22 protein-coding genes are annotated in these 24,587 nt (G+C 71.6%); 9 read left to right on the top strand and 13 right to left on the bottom strand.

Features of this window, described 5'->3' with window-relative positions; translation table 11 throughout:
* Positions 1 to 22: 22 nt before the first annotated feature.
* From FLP10_RS00595 to FLP10_RS00580, 4 genes are all read left to right on the top strand, one after another.
* A complete protein-coding gene (locus FLP10_RS00595) occupies positions 23 to 955 on the top strand; it encodes an SDR family NAD(P)-dependent oxidoreductase (protein WP_149159104.1) in 933 nt (310 codons plus the stop codon).
* A complete protein-coding gene (locus FLP10_RS00590) occupies positions 952 to 1,809 on the top strand; it encodes an SDR family NAD(P)-dependent oxidoreductase (protein WP_149159103.1) in 858 nt (285 codons plus the stop codon). Before FLP10_RS00595 ends, FLP10_RS00590 begins: the two co-directional genes overlap by 4 nt.
* Positions 1,810 to 1,829: 20 nt before the next feature.
* Positions 1,830 to 3,029, top strand: a complete 1,200-nt coding sequence (locus FLP10_RS00585) for a low temperature requirement protein A (protein ID WP_149159102.1) — start codon at positions 1,830 to 1,832, stop codon at positions 3,027 to 3,029.
* A gap of 210 nt (positions 3,030 to 3,239) precedes the next feature.
* The gene (locus FLP10_RS00580) at positions 3,240 to 4,874 is read left to right on the top strand and encodes an ABC-F family ATP-binding cassette domain-containing protein (protein ID WP_149159101.1); all 1,635 of its coding nucleotides are present in this window, start codon (positions 3,240 to 3,242) and stop codon (positions 4,872 to 4,874) included.
* A gap of 67 nt (positions 4,875 to 4,941) precedes the next feature.
* Here the strand turns inward: FLP10_RS00580 and FLP10_RS00575 are convergent, their stop codons facing one another.
* The 3 genes from FLP10_RS00575 to FLP10_RS00565 all read right to left on the bottom strand — a co-directional run bounded on the left by FLP10_RS00575 (position 4,942) and on the right by FLP10_RS00565 (position 7,597).
* Positions 4,942 to 5,673 carry an alpha/beta fold hydrolase gene (locus FLP10_RS00575; RefSeq protein WP_149159100.1) on the bottom strand — a complete coding sequence of 244 codons (732 nt, stop codon included), beginning with the start codon at positions 5,671 to 5,673 and terminating at the stop codon, positions 4,942 to 4,944.
* 73 nt (positions 5,674 to 5,746) lie between these two features.
* Positions 5,747 to 6,712, bottom strand: coding sequence for an alpha/beta fold hydrolase (locus FLP10_RS00570; protein WP_149159099.1), 966 nt, complete (start codon positions 6,710 to 6,712; stop codon positions 5,747 to 5,749).
* 24 nt (positions 6,713 to 6,736) lie between these two features.
* Positions 6,737 to 7,597, bottom strand: a complete 861-nt coding sequence (locus FLP10_RS00565) for an alpha/beta hydrolase (protein WP_168209063.1) — start codon at positions 7,595 to 7,597, stop codon at positions 6,737 to 6,739.
* A 229-nt stretch (positions 7,598 to 7,826) separates the two neighbouring features.
* On the opposite strand from FLP10_RS00565, the gene poxB reads away from it, so the two are divergent.
* Genes poxB through FLP10_RS00550 form a run of 3 tightly spaced genes read left to right on the top strand, consistent with a single transcriptional unit; the run spans position 7,827 to position 10,806 of the window.
* Entirely contained in the window at positions 7,827 to 9,563 is a 1,737-nt protein-coding gene (poxB, locus tag FLP10_RS00560) for a ubiquinone-dependent pyruvate dehydrogenase (protein ID WP_149159097.1), read from the top strand.
* Positions 9,560 to 10,072: a hypothetical protein gene (locus tag FLP10_RS00555; protein WP_149159096.1), complete on the top strand. Its 513-nt coding sequence runs from the start codon at positions 9,560 to 9,562 to the stop codon at positions 10,070 to 10,072. The genes poxB and FLP10_RS00555 overlap by 4 nt, the downstream gene beginning before the upstream one ends.
* Positions 10,069 to 10,806: an SDR family NAD(P)-dependent oxidoreductase gene (locus tag FLP10_RS00550; protein ID WP_149159095.1), complete on the top strand. Its 738-nt coding sequence runs from the start codon at positions 10,069 to 10,071 to the stop codon at positions 10,804 to 10,806. Before FLP10_RS00555 ends, FLP10_RS00550 begins: the two co-directional genes overlap by 4 nt.
* Positions 10,807 to 10,809: 3 nt before the next feature.
* On the opposite strand, the gene FLP10_RS00545 is transcribed toward FLP10_RS00550, so the two are convergent.
* The 6 genes from FLP10_RS00545 to FLP10_RS00520 all read right to left on the bottom strand — a co-directional run bounded on the left by FLP10_RS00545 (position 10,810) and on the right by FLP10_RS00520 (position 18,410).
* Positions 10,810 to 13,677, bottom strand: a complete 2,868-nt coding sequence (locus FLP10_RS00545) for a helix-turn-helix transcriptional regulator (RefSeq protein WP_149159094.1) — start codon at positions 13,675 to 13,677, stop codon at positions 10,810 to 10,812.
* A gap of 45 nt (positions 13,678 to 13,722) precedes the next feature.
* Entirely contained in the window at positions 13,723 to 14,154 is a 432-nt protein-coding gene (locus FLP10_RS00540; RefSeq protein ID WP_149159093.1) for a VOC family protein, read from the bottom strand.
* A 147-nt stretch (positions 14,155 to 14,301) separates the two neighbouring features.
* Positions 14,302 to 15,450 carry an enoyl-CoA hydratase/isomerase family protein gene (locus FLP10_RS00535; RefSeq protein ID WP_168209062.1) on the bottom strand — a complete coding sequence of 383 codons (1,149 nt, stop codon included), beginning with the start codon at positions 15,448 to 15,450 and terminating at the stop codon, positions 14,302 to 14,304.
* Between the two features lie 124 nt (positions 15,451 to 15,574).
* Positions 15,575 to 17,035: a flotillin family protein gene (locus FLP10_RS00530; protein WP_149159091.1), complete on the bottom strand. Its 1,461-nt coding sequence runs from the start codon at positions 17,033 to 17,035 to the stop codon at positions 15,575 to 15,577.
* A gap of 65 nt (positions 17,036 to 17,100) precedes the next feature.
* Entirely contained in the window at positions 17,101 to 17,571 is a 471-nt protein-coding gene (locus tag FLP10_RS00525; RefSeq protein WP_246150085.1) for an NfeD family protein, read from the bottom strand.
* A 47-nt stretch (positions 17,572 to 17,618) separates the two neighbouring features.
* Positions 17,619 to 18,410 carry a hypothetical protein gene (locus tag FLP10_RS00520; RefSeq protein WP_149159090.1) on the bottom strand — a complete coding sequence of 264 codons (792 nt, stop codon included), beginning with the start codon at positions 18,408 to 18,410 and terminating at the stop codon, positions 17,619 to 17,621.
* Between the two features lie 199 nt (positions 18,411 to 18,609).
* Here FLP10_RS00520 and FLP10_RS00515 point away from each other — a divergent pair, with 199 nt between their 5' ends.
* The gene (locus FLP10_RS00515; RefSeq protein WP_246150314.1) at positions 18,610 to 20,331 is read left to right on the top strand and encodes a bifunctional 3'-5' exonuclease/DNA polymerase; all 1,722 of its coding nucleotides are present in this window, start codon (positions 18,610 to 18,612) and stop codon (positions 20,329 to 20,331) included.
* On the opposite strand, the gene FLP10_RS00510 is transcribed toward FLP10_RS00515, so the two are convergent.
* The gene (locus FLP10_RS00510; protein ID WP_168209061.1) at positions 20,310 to 20,957 is read right to left on the bottom strand and encodes a PadR family transcriptional regulator; all 648 of its coding nucleotides are present in this window, start codon (positions 20,955 to 20,957) and stop codon (positions 20,310 to 20,312) included. The genes FLP10_RS00515 and FLP10_RS00510 overlap by 22 nt on opposite strands.
* A 289-nt stretch (positions 20,958 to 21,246) precedes the next feature.
* Here FLP10_RS00510 and FLP10_RS00505 point away from each other — a divergent pair, with 289 nt between their 5' ends.
* Entirely contained in the window at positions 21,247 to 21,726 is a 480-nt protein-coding gene (locus FLP10_RS00505; RefSeq protein WP_149162005.1) for a DUF3145 domain-containing protein, read from the top strand.
* A gap of 172 nt (positions 21,727 to 21,898) precedes the next feature.
* Here the strand turns inward: FLP10_RS00505 and FLP10_RS00500 are convergent, their stop codons facing one another.
* The 3 genes from FLP10_RS00500 to FLP10_RS00490 form a co-directional block, all read right to left on the bottom strand.
* Entirely contained in the window at positions 21,899 to 23,134 is a 1,236-nt protein-coding gene (locus FLP10_RS00500; protein ID WP_149162004.1) for a beta-ketoacyl-[acyl-carrier-protein] synthase family protein, read from the bottom strand.
* Positions 23,135 to 23,212: 78 nt separating this feature from the next.
* Positions 23,213 to 23,461 (bottom strand): acyl carrier protein, encoded by a 249-nt coding sequence (locus FLP10_RS00495; RefSeq protein ID WP_056731598.1) that lies wholly within the window; start codon positions 23,459 to 23,461, stop codon positions 23,213 to 23,215.
* 63 nt (positions 23,462 to 23,524) lie between these two features.
* Positions 23,525 to 24,529: a beta-ketoacyl-ACP synthase III gene (locus FLP10_RS00490; RefSeq protein WP_149159087.1), complete on the bottom strand. Its 1,005-nt coding sequence runs from the start codon at positions 24,527 to 24,529 to the stop codon at positions 23,525 to 23,527.
* Between the last annotated feature and the right edge of the window lie 58 nt (positions 24,530 to 24,587).

The raw sequence follows: 24,587 nt of genomic DNA, 5'->3' as shown, positions 1-24,587 counted from the left end.
TCCGGCGCGAAGGGACGGACTCATGAACGAGCAACAGGGACGACGGAGCGACACTCTGGTCTGGCTGATCACGGGAAGCTCGCGCGGCTTCGGCAGGCGGATCGTCGAGGCCGCCCTCGACCGCGGCGACCGTGTCGTCGCGACCGCTCGACGAACCACGTCACTCGACGACCTCGCGGCACGGTACGGTTCCGACCGACTGCTGGTCGCCGAACTCGACGTCACCGATGCCGACGCGGCGACCCAGGTCGTCGGTCGTGCCGTCGACCGATTCGGACGGCTGGACGTCGTCGTCGACAACGCGGGCTACGCGAACAGCGGCTCCATCGAGGAGACGCCGGCGGCGGACTTCCGGGAGCAGATCGAGACGAACTTCTTCGGCGTGGTCAACGTCACCCGCGCGGCGCTGCCGCTGATGCGCGCGCAACGTTCGGGGCTGTTCCTGCAGTTCTCATCCGTGGGCGGTCGCATCGGCGGCACCCCGGGACTCGGCGCGTACCAGGCGGCGAAGTTCGCCGTCGAGGGCTTCTCCGAGGTGCTCGCGGCGGAATCGGCGCCATTCGGCGTCGGCGTCGTCATCGTCGAGCCCGGCGCGTTCCGCACCGACTGGCAGGGCGACTCGATGACGATGCATCCGGTCGGCCCCGACTACGAGGCGACGATCGGCCGCATCCACGAGCAGCGCCGGCAGAGCGACGGCACGCAGCCCGGCGACCCCGCCCGTGCGGCGCGCGTGCTCGTCGACCTCGCCCACGGCGACCTCGGCCGGGCCCACGACGGGCTTCCGATGCGCCTGCTGCTCGGCGGCGGCGCGGTCGACCGGGTGCTCAGCGGCGAGCGGCGCCGCCTCGAGGAGGCGGTCGCGTGGGCCGACGTCAGCAGGTCGGCGGACTTCCCGGCGGCCGAGTCCGGCACGACCGACGTCGACACGACGACGGAGGGAACGGCAGCATGAGCGACATCCCGACCTGGTTCATCACCGGGGCCGGCAGCGGCCTCGGGGCCGCGCTCGCCGAGCGCGCGCTCGAGGCCGGCGACCGGGTCGTGCTCGCGGCCCGGCGCGGGCACGACCTCTCCGCCGTGCGGATGCGCCACCCCGAGACCGCCTTCGTCGTCGAGCTCGATGTCATCGACGCTGAACAGCGACGCGAGGCGGTCGCCGCGGCGGAGACGTGGGCCGGCGGCATCGACGTCCTCGTGAACAACGCCGCGATCGACTTCCTCGGCGCGCTCGAGGAGCAGGACCAGCGAGACATCCGCGCCCAGTTCGACGTGAACGTGTTCGCGCCGATCGAGCTGACCCGACTCGTGCTGCCGGGCATGCGAGCACGCCGCTCGGGCACCATCGTCAACATCTCGTCGATGGACGGCATCTCGAGCCTGGCCGCCAACGGGTACTACTCGACCACGAAGTTCGCGCTCGAGGGGTTCACCGAAGCGCTCTGGCAGGAGATCGAGCCGATCGGGCTGCGAGCGTTCCTCGTCGAGCCCGGGTCGTTCCGCACGGGGATCGAGCAGCGCACCCACGTCTCCGGGCAGGCCATCGCCGACTACGACGCCACCTCGGGGGCCTTCATCCGGGCGGTGACGGCCGTGCGGCCCGAGCAGTTCCCCGGCGACCCCGCCCGTGCGGCCGACGCGATCATCGCCAACGTGCGCGCCGCCGAGCCGCGGCACTGGCTGATCCTCGGCAGCGACGCGTACCGCCGCATCGGCGACAAGCTGGCTCGCTTCCACGCCGAGTTCGACGCGGGGCGCGAGCTCGCGGCATCCACCGACTATCCGGGCAGCGGACCGGCGGTGCTGTGAACGGGCAGGTCGACGATGCTGTGAACGCCGTGACCGGCGCGACGGGCGAGCGCGCGGATGCCCGACGCGACGGCGATCGCGTGACGATGTTCGAGATCTTCTTCGACCTCGTCTTCGTGCTGGCGCTCATGCGCGTCGTCGACCTCATGGAAGCTCAGCCCACCCCGGCCGGTTTCGGTCGGGGCGTGCTGTTGCTCCTGCTGCTCTGGTGGGCGTGGTGCGCCTACATCTGGCTCGGCAACCGCGTGCGGCTGGACCGCGGCCGCGTGGTCGTCGCCATCCTCGTGGCGATGTGCGCGCTCTTCGTCGCCGCACTGGCGATCCCCGGCGCGTGGGAGTCGCCCGCCGGAACGCTCAGCCCGGCGCTCGTGCTCGCGGTCGCGTTCATCGTGGTGCGGGCGAGCTATTTCGCGGTGTTCCTCTCGACCTCCGGCCGGGACCGGCGACTGCGCACGCAGTTGCTCATCGATGCCATTCCGCAGACCGGCTCGAGTGCGCTCCTGATCGTCGGGGCAGTGCTCGGCGGCGACCTGCAGAGCGTGTGCTGGGCCGTCGCATTCGGGCTCGACTTCGGCGTCGGATGGCTCGCCTCGCGGTACAACGGCTGGCGCGTCGCGAGCCCGGCGCACTTCGTCGAGCGACACGGCCTGGTGCTCATCATCGCGCTCGGCGAGACGGTGCTCTCGTCGGGTGCCGGGCTCGGTTCGACGATGCGGGATTCCGCGGTCGAGCCCCGGTCGATCGCCGCAGCCCTGCTCGCCTTCGCGATCGTGCTCGGCATCTGGTGGTCGTACTTCCGCGGGCCGTCCATCGCAGCGCACCGTGCCCTCCTCCGGGCGGCACCCGCTCGTCGGCCCGCGCTCGCCCGCGACGGATACACGCTCGGGCACCTGCCGCTCGTCGCCGGCACCGTCTTCGTCGCGCTCGGGGTCCGGCTCCTCCTCGAGGACATCGCCGTCGCACCCGCGGCCCCGGCGCACTGGGGTGCGATCGCGGCGCTGAGCGGCGGGCTCGCGTGCTACCTGCTCGGGCTCGGACTCTTCGCGCGGCTCGCGACCGGCGCGTGGAGCCGCGCTCCCCTCATCGCCGGCGTCCTGACCATCGTGCTCGGCGCGGTCGCCCTCGGGCTCGCGTCACTGGCGGCACTCGCGCTCTCCGCCGCACTCGTCGTGATCGCCGCGCTCGCCACCGCGTCGCAGACACGTCGCACGGCGGTCTGATCGCCGCGGCCGGATAGGATCGGAGGACCATGGAGATCGAGGTCGACAGACTCTAGCCGCCGGACACCGGTGGCCGTTCACGATCAGCAGGAGCCCTCAGCGCTCCCGAGTGAGCGACCCCTCCGACGCGTCGCCTGTTGCGACGACGTTCCGGCGCGCACCGCACCAGTCATCCACCCCACTGCCGCACGCGGCAGAAGGAGCATCACCATGCCATCGAAACCCGCCATCACCCTCCGAGACCTGTCGTTCGAGTGGCCCGACGGGACCATCGCACTCGACCGTCTCGACGCCACCTTCCCCTCGGGTCGCACCGGCCTGGTCGGCCGGAACGGGGCCGGCAAGTCCACCCTGCTCCGGCTGATCGCCGGAGAGCTCCAGCCGACCTCTGGTCAGATCGACACCGTCGGCGACGTCGGCTACCTGCCGCAGACCCTGACGCTCACCACCGACTCCACCATCGCCGAGTTGCTCGGCATCGACCACGCAGTGACGGCCCTCCGGGCCATCGAGGCGGGCGACGTCGACGAACGGCACTTCGACGCCATCGGCGACGACTGGGACATCGAGGCCCGCGCCGACGAGGCGCTCGCCGAGATCGGATTCACGGCCGCCGACCTCGGCCGCCGCGTCGCCGAGGTCTCGGGCGGCGAGGCGATGCTCATCGCGATCACCGGCCTGCGACTGAGGCGCACCGCCATCACCCTCCTCGACGAGCCGACGAACAACCTCGACCGGCCCACCCGCGAGAAGCTCGCCGACATCGTCGATGCGTGGCCCGGCACGCTCGTGGTGGTGAGCCACGATCTCGAGCTGCTCGAGCACATGGACGACACCGCAGAGCTCCATGCCGGCCGTCTCGAGGTGTTCGGCGGCCCCTACGGCGCCTGGCGGGCGTACCGCGAGCAGGAGCAGGCGGCGGCGACGCAGGCCGCCCGGGCCGCGCAGCAGGCGCTGAAGGTCGAGAAGCGGCAGCGCGTCGAAGCCGAGACCAAGCTCGCCCGTCGCGAGCGCACCGCCAAGAAGACCCAGCAGGACGGCGGGATCCCGAAGATCCTCGCGGGCGCCCGTGCCAACAGGGCCCAGGGGTCCGCCGGGTCGATGCGGTCGACGCTCGACGACAAGGTCCGCGCGGCACAAGCCGCTGTCGACGCGGCGGACGCGCGCGTCCGCGACGAGCAGCACATCCACCTCACGCTGCCCGACCCCGACGTGCCTCGCGGGCGACGCATCGCCGAGATCCATGGCCCGAACCGCACGATCGTCATCCAGGGGCCCGAGCGCGTCGCGCTCGTCGGGCCGAACGGCGCCGGCAAGTCGACCCTCATCGGCCGGCTGCTCGACAGCGGCAGCAGCGCTGGCGACGGCACCGGCAGCGAGCCGACCGACGGGCGGCCGCACGGAGCCCTGCTCACCGACCGGGTCGGCTACCTCCCGCAACGGCTCGACGGCCTCGACGAGACCGCGAGCGCGCTCGACAACGTGCAGGCGGTCGCTCCGGGCAGCACGCCCGGGGCCATCCGCAATCAGCTGGCGCGGCTGCTGATCCGCGGCAGCAGCGTCGACCGGCCCGTGGCATCGCTGTCGGGCGGCGAGCGTTTCCGCGTGTCGTTGGCCCGGCTCCTGCTCGCCGACCCGCCCGCGCAGCTGCTGATCCTCGACGAGCCGACGAACAACCTCGACATCGAGAGCGTCGAGCACCTGGCGGAAGCCCTCGACGGCTACCGCGGCGCACTGCTGGTGGTCAGCCACGATCGGGCGTTCCTGGATCGACTGGCGATCGACACGGTCATCGAGCTCGATCCGGCCGGGCGGATCCGCGATCGAGGCGGGCGCGAGGGCTGACCTCGCCCTGTGCGCACGAGAAGGCGGGCGTCGCCGGCGAAACCGGAAACGCCCGCCTTCGTCGTCGTCAGGACGCCGCGGGAACCGTCGCGGCGACCGCCGCCAGGATCGTCTCGGCGACCGCCTCGGGCTGCGAGACGCTGATCGCGTGGGATGCGCCGGCGATCTCGCGGGTGCCGCGGGACGAGGCGCGTTCCGCGCCGACGCGATGCACGGCGACGGGGATGTTGAGATCGGCGTCGCCGTACACGAACCACGATGGGATGCTCCGCCACGCGGGCTGCTCGGTGGGCAGCCCCTGCGTGAGCGCGGCCTCGGTCACCGGTCGCTGGGTGGCCGCCATGAGCGCGGCCTCGGCTTCGGGGACATCCGCGGCGAACTGGTGATGGAACGCTTCCCGGCGGATCGCGAACTCGGTCCCGCCGCTCGCGAGCGGATACGCGACCAGCGCATCGCCGAGCGTGCTGCCGGGTTCGCTGTTCGACAGTTCGAGTGCGCTCTGGCTGGGCTCGGGCACGAATGCCGCGACGTACACGAGTCCGACGACGGCGTCGTTGCGGGACGCCGCCTCGGTGATCACGAGTCCGCCGTACGAGTGCCCGACGAGCACGACCGGTCGATCGATCGCAGCGACCACGTCGCGCACGTATGCGGCGTCGCCCGAAAGGCTGCGCAGCGGGTTCGCCGCGGCGATCGCATCGATACCGCGCTCGGTGAGCCGCGAGATCACGCCGTTCCAGGACGCGGACTCCGCGAATGCGCCGTGCACCAGCACGACGACGGGGTGTTGAGTGTTCATGCTCTCTCCTTCTTCTGGATCGGTGTGCTCATCACCGATCTCATGCCGGATGCTCCGGCATGGCTGTCGCCCATCACGGCTGCCGTGACATCCGATGGACGTCGACGATCGCGCGCGCGAACTCGCGCGGCGCCTCCTGGGGCAGGTTGTGTCCGACCCCGCCGCCGACCACCCGGTGCTCGTACGCGGCGGTGAACTTGGACGCGTACACGGCGGCATCCGGATGCGGTGCGCCGTTGGCGTCGCCCTCGAGCGTGATCGTCGGCACGCCGACGGTCGGGGCGGTCGCGAGGACCGTCTCGACTTCGTCGAACCGCGGGTCCCCGCCGGCGAGCCCGAGGCGCCATCGATAGTTGTGGATCACGATGTCGACGTGGTCGGGGTTGTCGAAGGCGACCGCGCTCGCATCGAACTCGGCGTCGTCGAACGACCACTGCGGGGAGGCGAGTCGCCAGATCAGCTTCGCGAAGTCGCGACGGTACCGGTCGTAGCCTTGGCGACCCCGTTCGGTCGCGAAGTAGTACTGGTACCACCACTGCAGCTCGGCCGCCGGCGGAAGCGGGGTCGCCCCGGCGGCACGGCTGCCGATGAGGTAGCCGCTCACCGAGACGAGTCCGATGATCCGGCCCGGGTGGAGCACGGTGAGGATGTCGGCGGTCCGCGCGCCCCAATCGAACCCGGCCACGATCGCATGCTCGACGCCCACGGCATCCAGGAAGTCGATCGCATCGGCCGCGAGCACCGACTGCTGCGCGTTCCGGGGCGCGTGCTCGTCACGGAAGCGCGTGGAACCGTGCCCGCGAAGATACGGCACGAGCACGCGGTAGCCCCGCTCGGTCAGCAGCGGCACGACCTCGGCGAAGCTGCGGATGTCGTACGGCCAGCCGTGCAGGAGCAGCACCGGTGTGCCGTCCCGCAGGCCCGCGTCGAGGTATCCGACGCGGAGCGCGCCCGCGTCGACGAACCGGAGTTCGGCGAACGGGTCGGCGACTGGTGCGTCCGCCCGGGTCGCCTGGGAAGCGGCGGGTGATGACGTCATGGCGATGCTCCTGTCGTCCACTCGTCAGAGCGAGGCCAGCGCGTCGCGGAGCGTCGCGGTCCAGGCCTCGGCGGTGGACGGGTCGGAGAGCGAACCGTGATGTCCGGGGAACACCGCGAACGGTGCGCCCGCGCCCTCGGCGACCGCGCGAGCGGTGCGCCCGAACGGCAGGTCGAGGCTGAGTCGCCCGGCGCCGGCGACGAGCTTCACGCCGTTGCGGCGGATCCTGTCGAGGTCGGGCAGGTAGTCCGTGAGCGGCAGCATCTGGTGCTTCATGTAGTAGTCGGCGAAGTCGATTCCGGGCACCTGCTCCGCTCCGGGGCGGATCGCCGCGACCTCGGCGGCCGTGAACGGCTCGCCGGCGTTGAAGGGCAGCTGCGTCAGGAGCAGGAAGTCGAAGAACGCCGCTTTGCTGCCCTCCGTCCAGGCCGTCCGGTAGATCTCGGCGATGCGGGTCTGGAGCTCGTCCGTGTCGGGCAGGAGCCGAACGACGGGCGGTTCGTGCGTGACGACGCCGGCGACGACGTCGGGATGGTTCGTCGCGAGCTCGAGACCGACCTCCGCGCCGGCGCTGCTGCCGACCACGAGCGCTCGCTCGATTCCGGCTGCGCGCAACACGGCGACGACATCGCGGGCCTGCTGCCCGATCTCGTACCGCCGCGGTTCGTTGGCCGAGCTGCGACCGAAGCCGCGCGGGTCGTACGTGACGACGGTGTGATCGGCAGCCAAGGGGCCCGCGACGAGCCCGAACACGCTCGCATCGCCGGGCGTGCCCGGCAGGAGCGCGATGGGGGTGCCTTCGCCGCGGACATCGAACACGATCCGATCGCCTTCGGTGTCGACGTGGCCGGTGCGGGTGCTGGTGACGGCTTCCTGGATGGACATGAACTGACTCCTTGCATCGAGTGATGGGATGCCTCGACGATGCCGCGGCACCCGATCGGCGCGCGCCAGTGGGATGCCCGGGCTCGCACCCGTGACTCGAAGGCGGGTCACCCCGTCGATCGGGGCGCGCACCACGGCCCCGGGGGTGGACTCGGGACACTCACGGGTGCGTCGTGCCCGTTGTCGCTGCGACGGTGGGTGCACCACATCATCGAGCGAGGTCATCACCATGTCGTACACGGTCGCGGAACTCATCGTCGAGACGCTGAAGAGCGCCGGAGTGCGTCGGGTGTACGGCCTGCCCGGCGACTCGCTGAACGGGCTCAGCGACGCGTTGCGGCGCACCCGCGACCTGGAGTGGATGCATGTGCGGCACGAGGAGACCGCGGCGTTCGCCGCAGCGGCCGAGGCCGCACTCACCGGTGAGCTGGCCGTCGCGGCCGCGAGCTGCGGGCCGGGCAACCTGCACCTCGTCAACGGGCTGTTCGACGCACAGCGCTCGCGGGTACCGGTGCTCGTCGTCGCCGCGCACATCCCGTCGAGCGAGATCGGCACCGGCTACTTCCAGGAGACGCACCCGCAGGAGCTGTTCCGCGAGTGCAGCGTCTTCTCCGAGCTCGTCTCGACGCCAGACCAGCTTCCGTACGTGCTCGACATCGCCATCCGCACCGCCGTCGAGCAGCGTGGCGTCTCGGTCCTCGTGGTGCCCGGCGACGTGCTCGTCGCCCAGGTGCCGCGGCCCCGAGCGTTCCCGGCGATCCGACGAAGCCGATCGAGCGTTCGACCGAGTGACGGCGAACTCGACGTCGCGGCGAAGGCGCTCGACGCGGCGGAGCGCGTGACGATCCTCGCCGGCGCCGGGTGCGACGGCGCCCACGACGAGCTCATCGCGCTCGCGAGCCGATTGCAGGCGCCGATCGTGCATTCGCTCCGGGGCAAGGAGTTCGTCGAACCCGACAACCCGAACGACGTCGGAATGACCGGGCTGCTCGGCGTGGCCTCGGGCTATCACGCCATGCAGGCGTGCGACACCCTGCTCATCGTCGGGGCCGACTTCCCGTACCGCGAGTTCTACCCCGAACACGCGACCGTCGTCCAGATCGACGTGCGCGGTGAGCAGATCGGTCGGCGGACGAGGGTCGACATCCCGCTGGTGGGGTCCGCGAAGGAGACGCTGGCGGCGCTGTCGTCCCGAGTGCGTGTCGAGACCGACAGCGGCCACCTCGACCACGCGCGTCGTGACTACGCCTCGACCCGCGAGCGCCTCGATCGGCTCGCCGAAGCCGATCACGACCGTACGCCCCTGCACCCGCAGTTCGTCGCGCGCACCATCGACGAGATCGCCGCGGATGACGCGGTCTTCATCCCGGATGTCGGGACCCCCGTGATCTGGGCGGCTCGGTACCTGCGCATGAACGGACGTCGACGGCTGATCGGTTCCTTCACCCACGGCAGCATGGCGAACGCCGTGCCGCAGGCGATCGGCGCGCAGGCGTCGCAGCCGGGTCGGCAGGTGGTGACGCTGTCGGGCGACGGCGGCCTGGCGATGCTGCTGGGCGACCTCATCACCCTCGAGCAGATGCGGCTTCCGGTGAAGGTCGTCGTGTTCAACAACGGATCCCTCGGGTTCGTCGAGCTCGAGATGAAGGCGGCCGGCTACGTGAACTTCGGTACCGACCTCTCGAATCCGAGCTTCGCCGAGGTCGCTCGCGCGCTCGGGATGCACGGTCGCCGTGTCGAGCACCCGCACGAACTCGCGGACGCGCTGCGCGAGGCGTTCGCGCACGACGGGAGCGCCGTCGTCGAGGTCATGGTCGCCCGCCAGGAACTGGCGCTTCCACCGAGCATCCGTACGTCCCAGGTCGAGGGCTTCGCGCTCTACGCCACCCGGAGCGTCCTCTCCGGCCGGGCCGATGAGCTCATCGAACTCGTCCGTACCAACATCACTCGAAGGGTCTTCTCATGAACCTCATCACCTCAGTCGGCGCCGGGATCGTCGCCGGCGCCGTGGGCACCGCGGCGATGGATCTCCTCTGGTACCGCCGATACCGCCGACGGGGCGGACGCGAACGGTTCTCGAGCTGGGAGTCCGCGGCGGGGGTGCGTACCTGGGACGCCGCTTCTGCGCCGGGGCAGGTCGGCCGCAAGGTCGCAGAGCTGGTGAGCGGCAGCACTCCGCCCGACTCGTGGGCGCGACCGACGACGAACGTCGTGCACTGGGCGACCGGTATCGGGTGGGGGATCACCCACGGCGTCGCCCAGGCCGTGTCCTCCCGTCCCCGTGCGGTCGCCGCCGCGCTCGGCCCGACCGCGTGGCTCGCGAGCTACGCGATCCTGCCGGTGCTCGGCGTCTACCGGCCGATCTGGAAGTACGACGCCCGTACGCTCGGCAAGGACCTCTCCGCGCACCTCGTGTTCGGCCTGGCGACCGCCGCGGCCCACGCGATCCTGACCAAAGCCGGGAGGAGGCGATGACGCAGGAACGGATCGCGCTCGTGACCGGCGCGAACAAGGGGCTGGGCTTCGCGACCGCGCGCCTGCTGGCCCAACGGGGCCTCACCGTGCTGCTTGGCAGTCGCGATGCGGCGAAGGGCGAGCAGGCGGTCCTCGCGCTGCAGCGCGAGGGCCTCCAGGCTCAGCTCGCGGTGATCGACGTCACGGACGACGCCTCGGTGACATCGGCGGTGAGTCGGATCGACATCGAGTACGGGCACCTGGACGTCTTGGTGAACAATGCCGGCGTCCTCATCCGTCGCCCGGCCCTCCTCGTGACGGCCGACGAGATGCGCATCGAGTTCGAGACCAACGTCTTCGGCATGGTACGTGTCGTGCACGGGATGCTCCCGCTGCTTCGCCGCGCCCCCGACCCGCGCATCGTCAACGTGTCCAGCGACTCGGCCAGCTTCGCGAACACGGCCGATCCCGACTCGATGTTCGGCGCGTCGCACGAGTCCTTCGTGTACTCGGCGACGAAGGCGGCGGTGAACATGCTCACGCTGAAGTACGCGCACGCCTTCCTGGCGGATCCCACCCTGCGGCACGTGAAGATCAACGCGGTCACGCCCGGCTATACCGCCACCGACCTCAACGGGTTCCGCGGGTCGAAGTCGCCCGAGGAGGGCGCGACGGCCGCCGTGCGGTGGGCGACCGTCGGAGCCGACGGCACGACCGGCGGATTCTTCGACGACTCGGGGCGCGTGCCGTGGTGAGGCTTACCGGCCCGGTGTGCGCGCGCCTCGACGGAGCGCGGCTTCGAGATCCCGGCGGGACGTGATGGCGAGCTTGGCGAAGATCTTGCCCAGGTGCCACTCGACGGTGCGCGGACTGATGAACAGTTGCGTCGCGATCTGCGGGTTCGTGTCGCCGTTGGCGGCGAGCCGCGCGATCTGAGCCTCCTGCTGGGTGAGGTCGAGCTCGGTCTCCGGCGTGCGTCGGCGGACGGTCTCGCCGGTGGCGGCCAGCTCGCGACGCGCTCGATCGGCGAACGCGTCGGCGCCGATGTCGCTGAACAGGTCGTGCGCTCGGCGGAGCTGTTCCCTCGCGTCGGTCCGGCGACCCTGTCGGCGGAGCCACTCGCCGTAGACCAGGTGGGAACGTGCCTGCTCGGTCCGCAATCGCGTGTGCTGCAGCTGCTCGATGGCGGCCAGATGGTGGCGTTCGGCGTGATCGGGCGCAGCGAGCAGCGCCCGAGATCGCGCGGCTACGCCCAGTACCCAGCGCGTTCCGGATGCCTCGGACAGCCGCGTGAGGCGTCGCATCGCCTCGGTGGCCCGTTCGGGTTGCCCGCTCCGCGCGGCCGCCTCGATCAGCTCGACCATCGCCCAGTTGACGAGGGCGAGCTCGTTCGGCGGCACGATCGCACGTTCCGCGGCTGCCAGCGCGAAGTCGTAGCGGCCCAGACCGTTGTTCACGACCGCCTGCGCCCATCCGCTCGCGGTGAGCCACTGTCCTTCGCCACGGTCGGTCGCCTGCAGCCGCTCCGAGTCGACGATGGCGTCGACACGCTCGGCATCGCCGCGATACGCCGCTACCATCAGCAACCCGTACGGCGGCTTCGGGATGGTGGTGGCCTCGCGGATCAGGTCGCACTCCTCGGCGAGCGCCGCAGCCGTCGACAGATCGCCGGCGAAGATCTCGTACCCGACTCCGAGCATGAGCGCGGTCGGAAGCACCGAGAACGCGCCGCGCTCCCGCGCCAGCGCGATGAGGCGCGAACACACGTCGTGCGCCCCCTCCTCGTCCCACATGCCGAATGCGACCAGGGTCACGAACGGCAGCCATGAATACGAGGCATCCGAACCGAGTTCCCGGCGTCGGAACTCGGCGACCGCTTCGCGCAGCAAGGGGGCTCCTGCCGAGTGGTCCCGTGTGACCGTCAGTGCGACGCCGTCGAGGAGGCGGTCGTGGATGCTCACCGGCGGATCGCGGTGTTCCGTCAGTCGAGTCGCGGCCGCTTCCTCGAGGGTGCCCCCGTCGCGACCGAGCTGTCCGGCCACCTGTGCGGCGTAGAACGCATCCCGGTAGGTGTCGCGAGCAAGGTCGGGATCGATGGGGTCGAGTCGTTTCGCCGCAGCGAGGAGCGGCGACCCTTGGCCGGGTTCCAGGCGGCTCACGATCTGGGCGTGGAGCAGCTCCACGAGCGCTCGGTTCCGTTCGTCGGCGAGGCCGGCTCGGGCGATGGCGAGCAGTCGGAGCGCGCGTTCGGGGGCGCCCGCATCGAACTTCGCGCGGGCGGCGAGCAGCGCTCGCTCGGCTCGGCGTCGCGGATCGGGGGTGAGCTCGGCGGCGCGTTCGAGGAACGCGGCGGCGGCCGCCTTCCCGCCGCGCGCCTCCGCGAGGCCGGCCGATCGGTGCAGCTCGGCGGCGACGGCCTCATCGAGCCCGGAGGTCGCCTGAGCTCGATGCCAGGCGCGGCGCTCGGGATCGGCGTCGGCATCCGTGGCGTCGGCCAGGGCGCGGTGCGCGGTCCGCCGCTCGTCCGCGAGCGCGGCCCGATAGACGGTCGAGCGCGCCAGTGGATGGCAGAAGCGAACGAGTCCGGTGAGGTCGATGAGGCCGTCGGCCACTGCCGGTTCGGCGTCGCGCATCGTGACGCCGAGCCGGGCCGCGGCCTTCCAGATCACGGCCGCCTCCTGGCCCGGCTCGGCCGCGGCGACGACGAGCAGTCGGCGCGTGGCGGTCGGCATGCGCGCGAGACGCCGTTGGAAGCTCGCCTCGAGCTGTCTGGTCAGCGCGCCTGCCCCGGCGAACCCGAACCCGCCGGCGACCTGCTCGGGCGTGAGGCGATGGGGCAGTTGCAGCAGTGCGAGCGGGTTCCCACCGGTTTCGGCGATGATCCGCTCACGCACCCGCCGGTCGATCGGCCCCGGCAGCGCCGAGGCGAGCAGCGTGCTCGCGTGCCGATCGGACAGGCCGGTGACGATGAGCTCGGGCAGGCTGTGGAGCTCGAGGGTGGCGGCCGGCGCTCGCTCGGCGAACACCATGCCGACGCTCTCGGCCTGCAGCCGTCGCGCCGTGAACGCGAGCGTCTGAACGGATGCCTCGTCCAGCCACTGCGCGTCGTCGATGACGCAGATCACCGGGCGGTGCCTGGCGGACTCCGAGATGAGGCTCAGCACGGCCAGGCCGACCAGGAACCGGTCGGGAGAGTCGCCGCCGGCCGCACCGAACACCGTGTCGAGCGCTGCTCGCTGCCGCGCCGGAATGAAGTCGACATGCGGCAAGAGGGGGAGGCAGAGTTGGTGCAGGCCGGCGTACGCGAGCTCCATCTCGGATTCGACACCGGCGGACTCGACGACGAGGCATCCGGAATCGGAAGCCAGCTGCGTGAGGTGGTGGAGCAGGGCGGTCTTGCCGATTCCGGCCTCGCCCCGCAGGACGAGCGCCTGGCTCTCGCCGTCGCGCACGCGGCCGACCAGTCGCGTCAGCTCATCGGACTCGCGCTCCCGCCCGACCAGGCCGCGCGCAGCGCCCCGATCCCTCGCGGTGCGGCTCGTGAAGGCTGCCACACCCGGCAGCCTAGCCAGTCGGGCCTTCGCGCCGCCCGCCGGGGCCGAATGTTGTGCGATGGTCGTGTGCATGCTCGCCTCCTCGCCTCCTCGCCTCCTCGCCTCCTCGACCGACGATCAGCCGAACGTCGAGATCTCTCGGAGCTGCCAGACGTTTCCGTCGGGATCCGAGAACGTGGCGAACGACGCGTGGCTGCGGCGCTCGGGATCGAGTCCGGGTGCTCGGGCATACGTTTCGGCGTACGACGCCGTTCCGGAGGCGTCGTGGAAGATCTCGCTCACGTCGACCCCGCGGGCGGTCAACTCGGCGCGTGCCGCTTCGAGGTCGGCGACGCTCAGCAGCAGGCCGCGAATACTGCCGGCGGGCGCTGCGGCCAGCCCGGTGCCGAAGACGACTGAGCAGGGCGAACCGGGTGGGGTCACCTGCACGATGGGGAACCCGTCGGCCTGGTGGTCGAGATCCACCTGCCAACCCAGCGTCTCGAAGTACGCCCTCGTCCGGTCGACGTCGGCGACCGGCAGCACGATCGACTCGAGCTTCATGTCCATCGAAGCAGCTCTCCCTCGCGATCCTCGCGCGCGGTGCGCGAGGATCGATCACCACCAGCCTGCGCGAGCCGCAGTGTCGTCGCACCCGTGACCACCCCGGCGGATACCCGGGTCGCCGGCGGTGGATCCAACGAGCGCTTCGACGACCTACTCGGCCGGCTCCTCGGGGATGCCGAGGCCGCGCGGGAACACGCTGTGGCGCAGCGGCATCTCCATGGCGGCGACGATGTCGGTGAGATCGACGTCGGCGAGGTCGGCTGGCCTCCAATCGGGCACCGAGGCCTGGTGCAGCGAGTCGGTGTTCTGGGCCACGAGCGCCTGCACGCCGGTGAACAGGTCGGGCTGGGTCGTGAACCAGCGCGCGAGGCGCAGCTCGCGCTCGAGGGCGTCGCGCAGCGACTCGCCGTCGCGGGCCGCGCGCACCGACCGCAGCGTCGCCACGAGCGCCGTCGGCGAAAGGTGCAGCAGCGTGTCGGCGGCGGCAGCGGCGTTGGCCGCGGCGTCGGGGTCGTTCGAGTCGGCCGCGCGCACCCCGCCGACGACCTCGCCGTTCGAGAACGTCCAGAGCCGCTCGAGGATCGTCTGCACGGTGTCTGCCGAGTAGCAGGCGTCGATCCAGTCACGACCCGCGAGCACCGGCGACGGGCCGGCGTCCGTCGAGAATCGGCGGACCAGCTCGTCGAGCTCGGCCGCGTCGGTGGCCCCGAGGAGCGCGCTGGTCAGTTCAGCGACGCGCCCGGCCGGAACCACCACGTCGGCGAAGCCGAGGGCGATCGCATCCGCGGCGGTCAGGTCGACCGAGTTCAGCGCTACATACGTGCCGATCTCGCCGGGGGTGCGGGCGAGCCGCCAGGTCGCGCCGCCGTCGGGGACGAAGCCGTAGCCGGTCTCGGGTTGCCCCAATCGCACTCGATCGGTCACGACCCGCGTGGTGACGTGCCCGGCGAGCGAGATTCCGCCGCCCATGGTCATGCCGTGCATGATCGACACGATCGGCTTGGGGAACTCGGCGAGCTTCGCGATGAGTCGGTACTCGTTGCGGAAGAAGACCGTGCCGATCGTCATGCCCTCGGCCGCGCGCGCCAGGATCTCGCGGAAGTCGCCGCCCGCGCAGAACCCGTAGTCGCCGAATCCGTCCAGCAGGACCATCGAGACGGCGGGGTCGATCGCCCACGCGTCGAGCGTCTCGGTCAGGGCGAGCATCATCTCGAGGTCGATCGCGTTGATCGAATCGGGACGGTTGAGGCTCAGGTGGCCGGTGCGGCCGACGACGGCGGCGCTGACAGAAGGATGCACCTGCACAACCGTAACGGTCGCCGGGCCGTGCTGAGGAATCGAGGCGGGATTCGGTGGTCGGAAACGAGTCCGCCCGGCCGCGATGCGAACATCGGACCGGGCGGACTCGCGGGTTCGACCCGTGTCAGTCGCGCGGCTCGGCGGGCGGGCGCCCGAGCTGGCTGCCCGCGAGGCCTGCGAGCACGGCGCTCACGTCGAGACCGGTGAGCGACTTGACGACCTCGGTGCCCTCGCCGAGCACCTGGCCGACGGTCTTCGTGAGCGCGCTCGCGCCGTCGGTCGAGACGACGGTGAGCTTGTCGATCGCACTGATCGGCTCGGCGGCGGCGCGGATGATCTCGGGCAGACGCGAGATGATCTCTTGTGCGAGCGCGGCCTCGCCGTACTTCTTCAGCGCCTCGGCCTTGGCATCGGTGGCCGCGGCGTCGGCGAGACCCTCGGCCTGCACCGCCGCGGCACGCGCCTCACCGTCGGCACGGATACCGGCCGCGAGGGCGACCTGGCGGTCGCGCTCTGCTTCGCCGGCGAAGCGCACCGCGGTCGCGGCCGCCTCGGCGTCCTGCACGGCGGCGACCTTGTTCGCCTCGGCGATCTTCGTGCGCTTGTACGCGTCGGCCTCGGTCGCCGCGTTGGCGGCGTCGCGCTGGGCGGTCGCGCGCTGCACCTCGGCGTACGCCTCGGCCTCGGCGGGCTTGCGGATCTCGATGTCGAGCCGCTCCTGGGTGACGAGGGCCTGCTCTGAGAGCGCGTCGCGCTCCTGCACCGCGACGAGCTTGTCCTGCTCGGCCTTCGCGAGCTGGCCGGCGGCCTCGGCCTCGGCGTTGGCGCGGTCGGTCTCGGCCTTGATCGTGGCCTGCTTCAGGCTCAGCGCCTTCTGACGTTCGGCGATCTGCTCGGCCGCCTCGATGCGGGCGAACTCGCTGGCCCGTGCGGCCTCGGCCTCGGAGACCTCGGCGACCTGGCGGGCGCGGGCCGCCTCGGCACGACCCAGGTTCGCGAGGTAGTCGCTGCCGGGAGTCGAGATGTCGGAGATGTTCAGCAGGTCGACCTGCAGGCCCTGCTCGGCGAGGTCGGCCTTGGTCTCGGTGACGACCCGGTCGGAGAGGCCCTTGCGGTCGGAGATGATCTGCTCGATCGTCATGTCGCCGACGATGGAGCGCAGCGAACCCTCGAGGGACTCCTTGATGATGTCGGTCAGCGCACCCTGCTGCGACAGGAAGCGCTGAGCCGCGCGGCGCACGCCGTCTTCGGTGCCGTTGACCTTGAAGTTGATCGAGGCCTTGATGGCGATCTTGATGCGGTTCTTGTCGACGCCCTCGACCGTGATGCCGATCTGGCGCTGTTCGAGCGAGATCGCGAAGCCCTGCTGCAGGACCGGCCAGATGAAGGTGCGACCGCCGATCACGACCCGCTGGCTGACGGGGGACTCACCGGGAGCGGGGCGGCCGGCACCCCGACCGACGATGACGAGCGCTTCGTTGGGCGGCACGCGGCGGATGCGTCGTGCGATGAACGTCAGCAGCGCGAGCACCGCGATGACGATCGCGACGACGGCGATGATCTGGGTGAGCAGGGGGTCGAACATGGGTTCCTTTCACAGGCGGTCGGATGACTCGGCCGGCGCGGACCGGCTGAATGAGGGGAGGGAGACTACGCGGGGACGACCTTGACCCGTGCGCCGTCGTGCTCGACGACGCGAATGCGCACGCCCGACTCGATGTCGTGGTCGGCGAACGCGAGGCGCCGTTCGAGCTCGCCGGGCCCGTCGAGGCGGACCTCGCCGCCCGCGGGTCCGACCGGCGAGGTGGTGACGCCGGCGAGTCCGACCGCCGAAGCGGGCACGCCGTCGCTCGACCTGGTGAGGCTGCGGATCGCGAGGATGCTGATCACATAGGCGACGAGGGCGAGGCCCACGGCGAGCACGTACGCCCACACCAGGTCCCACCCGAAGGACGCGGCGAGCACACCCGAGGCGCCGAACACGACGAGCCCGACCGAGAGTGCGGTGCCCGACAGGAATCCGTCGCCGACGTCGAAGTGATCCAGCAGGTCGCCGACGACGAGCGAGATCACGAGCAGGATGAGGCCGAGGCCTCCGACGATGAGGAAGGGCAACAGCACGGGTGGGTCACTTTCAGGCAGGGTGAAGCGGCCGGGGAGGGGTGGAATCACCCTAGCGGGCGGACGCCGCGCGGAACAGGGTTCGCGGTCGATTCGGGCTCGGTTCGGGCGATGGCCGCCACCGCTTCGACGCCCCGGATGTCTCGCAGGTGCGCGAGCACGGCGTCGGCGACGTGGTGGGTGATGGACGTGCAGACGATGCTGTAGCGCCCGAGCGGGCCGAGCCCGCCCCCGCGTACACGGATCACCTCCCAACCGACTTCGCGCAGCGCGGCATCTTTCTCGAGGTCGGATGCCTCGCGGAGCCCGCGATGCGAACGCCCACCGCGGCCGGGGTCGTCGTACTCGATCGCGACGCGCAGTGCGGGCACGAGGATGTCGGGCCAGACCACCGTGCGACCGTGGAACGTGCGCCGGATGTGCACGGCGTTGACGCGGTGCGGCAACCGGATGCGCTGGTCGAGCAGGGTGCGGAGTCGATGCTCGGTCGCCGAGGTGCGGGTGCGCAGGCCGTGGTCGATGAAGGCGAGACCGGCCTCGCGCACCGCCGCGGGGGCCTCGGCGGCCGCGCGGCACTTCGCGCAGCCGGTGCCCGTGAGTTGCTCGACCACCGTCGCGGCGTAGCGATCATGGCCGCGAGCGCAGCGCCATTCGTACTCGGCGCCGACGCGGGTCTCGACGGCGAGCCGGGCGCGCTGGGCGGGAGCGACGCGGCCGAGGAGCTCGCCACGAGAGCGCTGGGTCTCGTCGATCAGCCGGCAGACCGGGCAGTCGCGCGAGATCGTCACCGAGCCGCCGGCACCCGCGCCATGCCCGCAGGCGAATCGCACCGCGACCATGCTGCTCCCTTCGACGCGGGAGAGTCTGCCGCACCCTTCCGACACGCATGTCCGAGGTCGGCGCGACAATGAGACCGTGCGGATCACGGTCGGCGACCTCGAGCCCGGCCGGGTGGGCCTGTTCGATCCCGACGCCGGCACCCTGCTCGCTGAGGGTCGCCTCGCCGAGTTCCCGTCGCTCGTCGCGCTGTTCGAGCACATGCGTCCGCGATGGGTGTGGAGCGACACGCGCCGTTGGGCGCCGTTGCTGCTCACGGCGGGCGTGCGCATCGAGCGGTGCAGCGATCTCCGGCTCTCGGCGGCGATCCTCGAGTGGTCGACCGACGCGGACACGTCACGCACGGAGCATCCGCCGCGTCCGTCCTGGCTCGCGCCCGGCCCGGCCGAGCTCGCGCTCGACGCGACGCACGCGGCCGCGTCGATTCCCGGTGCGGCTGCAGCGCCGGCCACGGCGTCCTCCGCCGACCGGGTCGCGCTCTTCGAACTCGACGAACTCGACGACGTCGCCGACGGCGGTCCCCGCGAGGGGCGCATCGGGGAGGCTTCCGGTGCGGCATCCGATGCGCTCGGCCGGGCGACGCCGCACCAGGTCGCCGACGAGCACGATCGGCAGCTCGCGATCGTAGCCCGAAGCGCACGCCCGCCGCGATTGCGGCTGCTGCTGGCCGCCGAATCGGCGGGCGCCCTCATCGGCGCCGAGCTGACCGCGGCCGGTGTGCCCTGGGACTCGGCGACCCACGATCGGGTGCTGACCGACGCGCTCGGCCCGCGCCCGCGGCCCGGCGCCAAGCCGGCGCGCATGGAGGAGCTCGCCGCGCACGTGCGCATCGAGCTCGCCGCGCCGACGCTGAACCTCGACTCGCAGGTCGAGCTGCTGCGGGCGTTGCGCGCGGCGGGCATCCGCGTCGACTCCACGGCGCGGTGGGAACTCCGCGAGCACGACCACCCCGCGATCACGCCGCTGCTCGCGTACAAGCGGCTCGCACGCCTGCTGAGCGCGAACGGCTGGGGCTGGCTCGAGACCTGGGTCATCGGCGGTCGATTCCGCCCCGACTACGTGCCCGGCGGCACGGCGACCGGCCGGTGGGCGACGTCCGGCGGGGGAGCCCTGCAGCTGCCCAAACAGGTGCGCACCGCCGTGGTCGCCGACCCCGGCTGGCAGCTCGTGGTCGCCGACGCCGCCCAGCTCGAACCGCGCGTGCTCGCCGCGATGGCCGGCGACCTGCGCATGGCCGAGGCCGCGCGCGGGCGCGACATCTACCAGGGGATCGTCGACGCGGGTGTCGTGGCCACACGCGGCGAGGCGAAGATCGCCCTGCTCGGGGCGATGTACGGTGCGACGACCGGCGAGAGCGGCCGCTTGCTGCCGCGTCTCGCCCGTGCGTTCCCGGCCGCGATGGCCCTCGTCGATCGTGCGGCCGCCACCGGCGAGCGCGGAGCGCGCGTCACGACCCTGCTCGGCCGATCGTCTCCGCTGCCGCCCGCGTCCTGGCGGGCGACCCAGGCGCGCGCGACCGAACCCGACGCGACCGCGCAGGACGAGCGCCGGGCCCGGTCGTCGGCGCGCGACTGGGGCCGGTTCACACGCAACTTCGTCGTGCAGGGCACCGCGGCGGAGTGGGCGCTCTGCTGGATGGCCGGCGTGCGGGCCCGCCTCGCCCGGCTCGGCGAGCTCGAAGACCAGTCGGATGCCTCGCCGCCGGCGACGGCCGCGGGGCCGGTGTTCGCCCGTCGCCCGCACCTGGTCTACTACCTGCACGACGAGATCATCGTGCACACGCCCGCTGAACTCGCCGACGAGGTCGCGGTGGCGGTACGCGAGTCTGCCGCCGATGCCGGGCGACTGCTGTTCGGCGAGTTCCCGGTCGACTTCCCGCTCGACCTGTCCGTCGTGCAGAGCTACGGAGACACCGGCGACTGATCCGGGCGCCGTGGGGCGGACGACGTCGAGGCGGCGGATTCGGTGTCGACGGAGGCCGCCGGCCTCCGACCGCGTCGTGGGCGGTCGGCGGCAACGGGCAGCGGCACCGGCGGCAGTGCGGCCACGCGGTCGAGCCACGACAGCGCCGCTTCGGCGCGTGCGGCGTCGGCCGCGGCCGCGAGCCGCGCCAACGCGACGCCCGGTTCGGCGTGCTCCGCGGCATCCGAGAGCTCTGCGCGCTCCGCCGCTTCCGCCCGACGGGCCGTCCAGCGTTCGCGCTCGCGCCGGGCGATCGCCGCGGGGTCGACGCCCGTCGCGTCGAGCGATCGCGCGATGAGCACGCGATCGAGCGTCTCGTCCCACGGGTCGGCGCCCGTCGCATCCGCGCCGTCCAGCCAGGCCAGTGCCGCTGCGCGACCCGCGCGAGTGAGCCGATGCAGCGGCAGACCGTCGGCGGTGGCGCCGGCGGGCTCGACGAGCCGCTGCTTCGCAAGCCGATCGAGCGTGCCGTAGGTCTGCCCGACGTTGATGCGGCGGCGCCCGCCGGTGCGGTCGGCGAGGGCGCCGTGCACCTGGAAGCCGTACGCCGGTCCGAGCAGGAGGATGGCGAGGACAGCGTCGCGCACGGCCACGGAGGCTCCGATCGTCGGCCGGAAGGAACGGTTCACCGAGCATGCTATTGGCCCGGGAGGGGTGGATGTACCGAGGCGCGCGGATGGCGGCCGACGCGACCCGCGCGGCGTCCCTTGTCTCCACCGCTGATCCGGGGCATAATCGCCGGTGACGGCTCGCCGTCCACAACCGAATCGAACATCCGCACCGACGCGTTCCGAGGTCGTAGGGGAAGACGCACCTCACGAGAACGGAGTCGAGATGGCGGAGGCAGTGTCGCGGGCACCCGGCGCCGCGCGTGGAATGCTGTTCATCCATTCCTCGCCCCGGGCGGTGTGTCCGCATCTTGAATGGGCCGCGGGTCGCGCCCTCGGCGAGCCCGTGAGCTTCACGTGGACCGAGCAGCCCGTGCTCCGCGGCACCATGCGCGCAGAGTTCCCGTGGCTCGCGCGCGTCGGCGACGGTGCCCGACTCGCGTCCGCGCTGCGCGGGTGGGACGGAGTGCGGTTCGAGGTGAGCGAGGACCCGACGCCGGGATCGGACGGCGCCCGCTGGATGCACTCGCCCGAACTCGGCGTGTTCTTCGCGCAGACCGACTCCGCGGGCAACACGGTCATCCCCGAAGATCGCGTCCGCTACGCGATGGAGCTCGCGGGCGACGACCCCGGCGAACTGCGGCGCGAACTGCGGCTCGCGCTGGGCCAGGCGTGGGACGACGAACTCGAGCCGTTCCGTCACGCGAGCGACGAGGCATCCGTGGTCTGGCTGCATCAGGTGGGGTGAGCGCAGCCCGCGGTGCGGGAGGCGGCGCGACGCGAGGGTCGGATGACACTTCCCCGGCCGGCGCACGAGCGAAGTCCAGCACCGTGACGAGCAGACCCCGATGCGCCTGAGGCGCACCGGGGTCTGCTCGGGTCTCTCGGCCTCGTGCCGATCTGCGTCGTGCGGGGCGACGTCAGACGCTGCGGATCGCGACGACCGCGTTGTGGCCGCCGAACCCGAACGAGTTCGAGATCGCCAGCTGCGGGGCGTCGCCGAGCGGCTGCGTCTCGCCCGAGAGGCGGAACGGCACCTCGGGGTCTTGCGTGGTGAGATTGATCGTCGGGGGAGCGACGCGGTTCTGCACCGCGAGCACCGTGAAGATCGCCTCGAGCGCACCGGTGCCGCCGAGCAGATGCCCGGTCGACGCCTTCGTCGCCGATACCGGGATCTCATCGACACGGTCGCCGAACACGGCCCTCAGGGCCTGGTACTCGTTCGGGTCGCCGACGGGCGTCGAAGTGGCGTGCGCGTTGATGTGGGTCACGTCGTCGGGCGACGCATCCGCCGCCGCGAGCGCGAGGCGCACCGCGCGGGCCGCGCCGCGACCCTCGGGGTCGTTCGCGGTGATGTGGTACGAGTCGGCGGTGACGCCGCCGCCCACGACCTCGGCGTAGATCTTCGCGCCGCGGGCCTTCGCGTGCTCCTCGGTCTCGAGGATGAGCACGGCGGCGCCCTCGCCCATGACGAAGCCGTCGCGGTCGATGCTGCCGGGGCGCGAAGCGTGCGCCGGGTCGTCATTGCGCTTCGACAGAGCCTGCATGGAGGAGAAGGACGCGATGGTGATCGGGTGGATCGCCGACTCGGTGCCACCGGCGATCACGACGTCGGCGAGGCCGTCCCGCAGATGCTCCACCGCGTTCACGAGCGACTCCGTGCTCGATGCGCAGGCGCTCGCGACCGTGGTGGCGAACGCGCGGGCACCGAAGTGCAGCGACAGGTTGCCCGAGGCCGAGTTGGGCATGAGCATGGGCACGGTCATGGGCAGCACACGCCGCGGGCCCTTCTCTCGCAGCGTGTCCCAGGCGTCGAGAAGGGTCCACACCCCGCCGATGCCGGTCGCGAAGTCGACGCCCAGGCGCTCGGGGTCGACCTCGGGGCTGCCCGCGTCGGCCCACGCCTCGAGCGCGGCGACGAGCGCGAGCTGCGACGAGGGGTCGAGGCGCTTCGCGACGGGCCGCTCGAGCACGGTGTCGGGACGGACGAGCGCCTCCGCGGCGAAGGTCACAGGCAGCTGGTACTTCTCGACCCACTCGTGCTCGAGCGTGCGGGCGCCGGACGCGCCGTTCAGCAGGGCGGACCAGCTCTCGGGCGCGGTGCCGCCGATGGGCGACGAGGCGCCGATGCCGGTGACGACGATCTTCTTGGTCATGACGAACACTCCGGTGGAGGGGAACGGGAAGAAGACGCGGACGGACCGGAGCACGGCCCCGGTCCGTCCGCGAACCGACTAGGCCTGGGCCTTGACGATGAAGTCGACGGCGTCGCCGACGGTCTTGAGGTTCTTGACCTCTTCGTCGGGGATCTTGACGTCGAACTTCTCCTCGGCGTTGACGACGATCGTCATCATCGAGATGGAGTCGATGTCGAGGTCATCGGTGAACGACTTGTCCAGCTCGACCGTGTCGGTCGCGATGCCGGTCTCGTCGTTGATGAGCTCGGCCAGGCCGGCCAGCACTTCTTCGGTGGACAGTGCCATGTTGTTTCTCCTCAGGGGTGTCGTATGACCGTTGGACAGTCTAGATGGACGGGTGTCGGCGGTTCAGGGCAGAACCACCACTTGGGCGCCGAACACGAGTCCGGCGCCGAAGCCGATCTGGAGAGCGAGGCCTCCGGAGAGCTCGGGATGCTCCTCGAGCAGGCGATGCGTCGCGAGCGGGATCGATGCGGCCGAGGTGTTGCCCGTCGTGGTGATGTCGCGTGCGATGACCACCGACTCGGGCAGCCGCAGCTGCTTGGCGAACTCGTCGATGATGCGCAGGTTCGCCTGGTGGGGGATGAACGCGGCGAGGTCGTCGGGGCCGATGCCGGCCTCCTCGAGCGCCTGCTTGGCGACCTTCGCCATCTCCCACACCGCCCAGCGGAACACGGTCTGCCCCTCCTGGCGGAGGGTCGGCCACTCGGCCGCGCCGTCGCGGAACTCGGTGAGCGTGTGGTTCATGCCCACGGCGCCGGCCTTGGATCCGTCGGACCCCCACACCGTGCCCGAGATGCCGGGCGTCTCGCTCGCGCCGATGACGACCGCGCCTGCGCCGTCGCCGAGCAGGAACGAGATCGAGCGATCGGTCGGGTCGACGACGTCCGACAGTTTCTCGGCGCCGACGACGAGCGCGTTGCGGGCGACGCCCGCACGGATCAGCGCGTCGGCCTGGGCGACCGCGTAGGTGTAGCCGGCGCACGCCGCGTTCACGTCGTAGGCGGCGGCCGGGTTCGCGCCGACCCGATCAGCCACGACGGCGGCCATCGACGGGGTCTGCTGCACGTTCGAGATGGTCGCGATGATCACGAGGTCGATCTCGTCGGGCGCGACGCCCGACTTCGCGATCGCCTCGCGGGATGCCTCGGTCGCCAGGTCGAGTGCGGAAACGTCGGCGCCGGCACGGGTGCGCGTGATGATCCCGGTCCGTTGCTGGATCCACTCGTCGGACGAGTCGATCGGGCCGACCAGGTCGTCGTTCGGCACGACGTTCGCGCCGCGCGCGGCGCCGACGGCGTAGATGCGGGTGTGCTCGACACCCTGCGACTGGCGGAGCGTGGGTTCGGTCATGTCGGCTTTCTCTCGTGAGCGGATGTCTCGGGCCGGTCGATGGCGGGCCGGATGCCTC

The sequence above is a fragment of the Agromyces intestinalis genome, from assembly GCF_008365295.1.
GTDB classification, from domain to species: domain Bacteria; phylum Actinomycetota; class Actinomycetes; order Actinomycetales; family Microbacteriaceae; genus Agromyces; species Agromyces intestinalis.
The sequence above is the reverse complement of the archived record's forward strand: the minus strand, read 5'-3'. Positions and strand labels throughout refer to the sequence as shown.